General features: G+C 71.4%; 5 protein-coding genes. 1 reads left to right on the top strand and 4 read right to left on the bottom strand.

Features of this window, described 5'->3' with window-relative positions; translation table 11 throughout:
- Window positions 1–55: 55 nt before the first annotated feature.
- From ACFRCR_RS17190 to ACFRCR_RS17180, 3 genes are all read right to left on the bottom strand, one after another.
- Window positions 56–550: an FBP domain-containing protein gene (locus ACFRCR_RS17190; RefSeq protein WP_191790757.1), complete on the bottom strand. Its 495-nt coding sequence runs from the start codon at window positions 548–550 to the stop codon at window positions 56–58.
- A 776-nt stretch (window positions 551–1326) separates the two neighbouring features.
- Window positions 1327–1848: a TetR-like C-terminal domain-containing protein gene (locus ACFRCR_RS17185; protein WP_318244200.1), complete on the bottom strand. Its 522-nt coding sequence runs from the start codon at window positions 1846–1848 to the stop codon at window positions 1327–1329.
- Between the two features lie 313 nt (window positions 1849–2161).
- Window positions 2162–2896 carry an SDR family oxidoreductase gene (locus ACFRCR_RS17180; RefSeq protein ID WP_191797030.1) on the bottom strand — a complete coding sequence of 245 codons (735 nt, stop codon included), beginning with the start codon at window positions 2894–2896 and terminating at the stop codon, window positions 2162–2164.
- A 164-nt stretch (window positions 2897–3060) separates the two neighbouring features.
- Between ACFRCR_RS17180 and ACFRCR_RS17175 the strand changes: the two genes are divergently transcribed.
- Complete coding sequence (locus tag ACFRCR_RS17175; RefSeq protein ID WP_377679224.1) at window positions 3061–3747, top strand: rhomboid-like protein; 687 nt, start codon at window positions 3061–3063, stop codon at window positions 3745–3747.
- Window positions 3748–3822: 75 nt separating this feature from the next.
- Here ACFRCR_RS17175 and ACFRCR_RS17170 read toward each other — a convergent pair whose 3' ends face one another.
- Window positions 3823–4362: a carboxymuconolactone decarboxylase family protein gene (locus ACFRCR_RS17170; RefSeq protein ID WP_377679222.1), complete on the bottom strand. Its 540-nt coding sequence runs from the start codon at window positions 4360–4362 to the stop codon at window positions 3823–3825.
- Between the last annotated feature and the right edge of the window lie 68 nt (window positions 4363–4430).

Genomic DNA, 4430 nt, shown 5'->3' with positions numbered 1-4430 from the left:
GTGCCGGGGCGTCCGGCACCGCTGCGCGCCGCGCGCTCCGCGGCGCGCGATCGGGTCAGACCTCGCGCAGGACCTCGCGCGCGAACTTCGCGGACCGCTCCCGCAGACCCTCGATGCGACGCTCGACCAGGCCCGCGGGGTCCTGGCCGGCCTCGACGACGGTCGGCTTGCGACGGACGTTCTTCGAGCACTCGAACGTCGTGCAGATCAGGGTGCCGATCGTGTCGCCGTTGCGCCCGGCGGCACCGGCCCGGCGCACGACGTACAGGGACACGTCGTCGGTCGCGATGACGTCCTCGCACCACGCGCACACCGCGCGGCGGCGCGACGCCGTGCCCTCGGGGGCACGCAGCGCGAGCCCGACCAGAGTGTCGTCGACGGGCAGGACGACGTAGGCGCGCAGCGGCGCCTTGCGGTCGACCCAACCCAGGTAGTCGAGGCGGTCCCAGCGGAGGTCCGCGAGGTCGGACGGGAGGGTGAGCTGCGAGGACTCGCGGCGCGAGGCGTTCACGAAGGACGCGCGGATCTGCTTCTCGGTCAGGGGGTTCATGGTTCTACGGCTCTCGTGCAGGAGGGGCCGTCTCGCCCGTGGTCGCCCAGGACCGACAGGTCGGGCGGGAGCGGGGGACGGCAGGTCGGGTCCGCCGGCGGTCACGAGGACTCACCGGGGAGGGGGCCCGCCGAGGTGCGCCGATCGTCCGGTGAACCTGAGGGTTCACCGGTGGGTGGCGCCGTAGGGCGTCAGGCGTGCTGGGCGGGCGTCCGGCCCGCGCCCGAGCAGGCCAGGACGGCCGCCCCGCTTCCTCGCTGCATGAAAGATGCGCTCCAAGATCGGTGGCCGGGGCTCGTCCCGCGGCTCAGCTCTCCGTCGATGGTACGCCCGGGCACCTGAATCCCTCACGGGAATTCTGGGGAGGTGCTGCGGAGGCGGGTCGCCGTCCATGCACGTGACGACGACCCGCCCGCTGCGCGGGGTCTATCGCTTGCGGACCTTCGCGGTGGTCTCGGCTGCCTTCTCGCGCTTCTGTGCGCGCTTGTCCTTCAGGGAAAGCGACGGCTGCTTCTTGTCGTTCTTGGCCATGTGGCTCACCTCCTTCCAGCCTGCAGGTGAACCGGCCACCATAGCCAAGACCCACAGGAAGTCCAGTCCGGCGTCGGGACGCGCCGAGGAACCGTCGCGGGGGGCGGTGAGAGGGGAGACTCCCGCGTCGGCCGACCCCTCCGCAGGGGCCCCGGGACGCCCCTGGTCGATCTGCACCGCACCGGCGTCGCCGCCCCCGGACGCTTGAGGCTGTTCGAGCAGCAGAACCTCTCAGGCGCTTGCGGCTAGACCAGGATGCCGCGGCCGATGTTGTCGATCAGGGAGTCGGCGAACTCGATCGAGAGCGGCTCGTCGGGAATGAGGAGACGGTGGTAGCAGGCGCCCCACAGCTGGTCGACCACGACCTGGAGGTCGACGTCCTGGTGGATCTGTCCCTGGTCCTTGGCCCTCTGGAGACGCTCGACCGCGGTCCGCCGTCGGATGCTGGAGTAGTTGCGTGACCAGGCCTCGGCAAGCTCTGGGTCGTCCTGGGCGGCGCCGATGAGCGTGGCGATCACTGGCCCGACGTCGGGTCGGGCCAAGAGGGAGACGTGGGCGTGGAGCTGGTTGCGCAGGTCCCTCTCGATGTTGCCGGTGTCGTCGAAGTGCAGCTCTTCCTCGACGTGCGTGAAGTACGCCTCTGCGGCGAGGGCTCCTGGGGAGGGCCACCACTTGTAGAGCGTGGCCTTGCTCGCCGGTGCGGCCGCTGCGATCTTGTCGAACGTCACGCCGGCGACACCGTCGGTGAGGAGAGTCTCGGCGGTCACGGCGAGGATCCCTCTCCGGACCTCTGCGGCTGGGCGGCGCCCGCGCCCAGGTCGTTCTGGCGGTGTTCTTGTCATGGTGGTGACGCACTCCTGAAGTTGGCCCCCGAGGCGGGTGGATCGTCGGGCTGCTCGCGGCTCTCGGTGATCGTAGCCGCGCGGGACGGCGAGCCCGCAGCGCTCCGAGGGTGTGCACCCTGCCGCCGGGGTAGCGGGCCGGGTCAGTGGGTGACGAGGTTCGGGAGGCCGGTGATCGCGGGGAAGGCGATCTTCTTGGCCGTCGTCGTCGTTCCGGTCCGCGTCGGCGCTGCGGGGATCAGGCGATGCCGCCGTTGACGTAGACGACCTGACCGTTGATCCAGCGGGCGTCGACGAGGCTCAGCACTGACTGGGCGATGTCGTCAGGGGTTCCCAGGCGTTCCAGAGGCGCGAGCGACGCGAGGTGGTCGACGACCTCCTGGGGCTTGCCGTCGAGGAACAGGGGCGTGGCCGTGGGGCCGGGGGCAACGGCGTTGACCGTCACGTCACGCCCGCGCAGCTCCCGCGCCAGGATCAGGGTGAGCGCCTCGACCGCGCCCTTGGATGCGGCATACGCCCCGTAGCCAGGCTGCTGCAGACGGGTCACCGAGGTCGAGAAGTTGACGATCGACCCGCCGTCGCGGATCGTGCGGGCCGCTGCCTGGTCGACGACGAACGTCCCGCGGACGTTGGTGCGCTGGACCTGGTCGAAGTCTGCGAGGTCCATCTCCGCGATGGGGCCCAGGGGCATGATGCCGGCCGTGTGGACGACGACGTCGACACCGCCGAACTCGGCGACGGCCGCGTCGAACAGAGCGGCGACCTCGGACTCGTCGGCGACGTCGGCCTTGACGGTGAGGGCGCGTCCGCCGGCGGCCGAGACCGCTCCTGCGGTCTGGCGTGCCTTGTCGGCGTTGCCGCTGTAGTGGACGACGACGTCGAAGTGCTCGGCGCCCAGGCGCTCGGCGACGGCACGGCCGATGCCGCCCGATCCGCCGGTGACGATCGCGACGCGAGTGGCGGGGGTGGTCATGAGAATCCTCCAGATGTGGACGTCTTGTTCATTTCGAAGGTACATCGATATGGACAGACTGTCTACATCCAGGTGCGAGGCGCGAGGCACGGCTCCCGAGGGACCGTCCGACCGAGAGCACGCTCCCGGGCGCTCGCGGGCGAGTCCCGGCGTAGCGTGACGGCATGACGGACGGCCCCGCGGGCGGCGCGACCCCCGCTCACCTCCTGCGTCACGCCCTGGCCGACATGTGGCGAACGGTCCGCCGGGCGGACCTCGCGATCGTCTACTGCTCCGTGGTGCTGCTCGTCGCCGTCGTCCTGTGGTTCCTGCCCGAGGGCACACGGGACCAGGTCTACGAGGACACGAGCACCAACCTCGCAAACCTGCGCGACCGCCCGATCTCCGTGCTGCTCGCGAGCGCCTTCGTCATCTCCTCGCCGAGCGAGGTGCTCCTGGTGCTCCAGCTCCTCGTGGTCCTGGCCTACGCGCAGCGATTCGTCGGGCGCCTCGCGTCGCTCGCGGTGGGGTTCATGGGGCACGTCGGCGCGACCGTCTTCACGGCCATGGTCCTGACGACCGGGATCTTCCACGGCTTCGTCAACCCGAGCGTCGCGACCGTCGACGACGTCGGCGTCAGCTACGTCATGGCGACCGTGATGGGCTTCCTGACCGTCGTCGTGCCCAGACGCTGGCGCTGGTGGTGGGTCGCGTTCGTCGTCGTCTACTGGGTGGGGCCGGGCCTCGTCGCGCGGAACTTCACCGCGGTCGGGCACACGACCGCGCTCGTCATCGGGCTCACCGTCGCGTTCGTCGCGGGCCGGACCCGGCAGGCGGCGGGCTGGTCGGGGGACGTCCCGGGGCGGCGGTGACCGGGTTGCTCGACCGGTCGGGAGACCGGGGCGAGCGCCCCGCACGAGTGCGGCCGGGGACGTCCCCGAGGGGGATCAGGCCCTGCGCCTGGCGGACGGTGCTCCGGGCGTGAGCCCGGCGACGAGGTTGAACGCCCCGGTGAGGACGTTGAGCGCGACGACGCCGACGACGTCAACGATCTCGCGGTCGGTGAAGCCGTGGCGCCGGAGGGCGTCGACCTGCTCGTCGGTGATCGACGTCGGCTCGCGGTACACCTGGACGCCGAAGGCGACGATCGCGGCCAGGGCGGGCTCGGCGGACCACCCGTCGTGGGCCAGCGCGATCTCGTCCTCGCCGGCTCCGAGGGCACGGGCGGCCCCGACGTGCGACGCGAGGCACAGGCCGCAGCCCTGCTGCGCCTGGACGGCGATCGAGACGAGCTCGCTGGTCCTGCGGTCGAGCTTGGCGCGCCTCATGGCACGGCTGAGCTGCAGGTATCCGCCGAGCACGGCCGGTGAGTGCGCCATCGTCGAGACCATGTCGCCCACGCTGCCGTGGCGGTCCACGAGCTCGGCGAGCAGGTCCTTCGAGGCGCCCACGGCGGTCTCTGGGGCCAGGCGGGAAAGTCGGGGCACAGCGGTCTCCTTCACGTCGAGGGAACGGAACGGGGGGCAGGTCCGGTGCCGGGTCCGCCAGGCAGGAG

Source organism: Oerskovia sp. NPDC056781 (assembly GCF_042789955.1).
Classification (GTDB): Bacteria; Actinomycetota; Actinomycetes; order Actinomycetales; family Cellulomonadaceae; genus Oerskovia; species Oerskovia rustica.
Note: the sequence above shows the minus strand (reverse complement) of the source record. Positions and strands in the feature narration are given on the sequence as shown.

What these genes read in the sequence shown, in the direction of transcription:
- ACFRCR_RS17190 (WP_191790757.1), bottom strand. Translation starts at nt 550, where the DNA reads ATGAACCCCCTGACCGAGAAGCAGATCCGCGCGTCCTTCGTGAACGCC.
- ACFRCR_RS17180 (WP_191797030.1), bottom strand. Translation starts at nt 2,896, where the DNA reads ATGACCACCCCCGCCACTCGCGTCGCGATCGTCACCGGCGGATCGGGC.
- ACFRCR_RS17175 (WP_377679224.1), top strand. Translation starts at nt 3,061, where the DNA reads ATGACGGACGGCCCCGCGGGCGGCGCGACCCCCGCTCACCTCCTGCGT.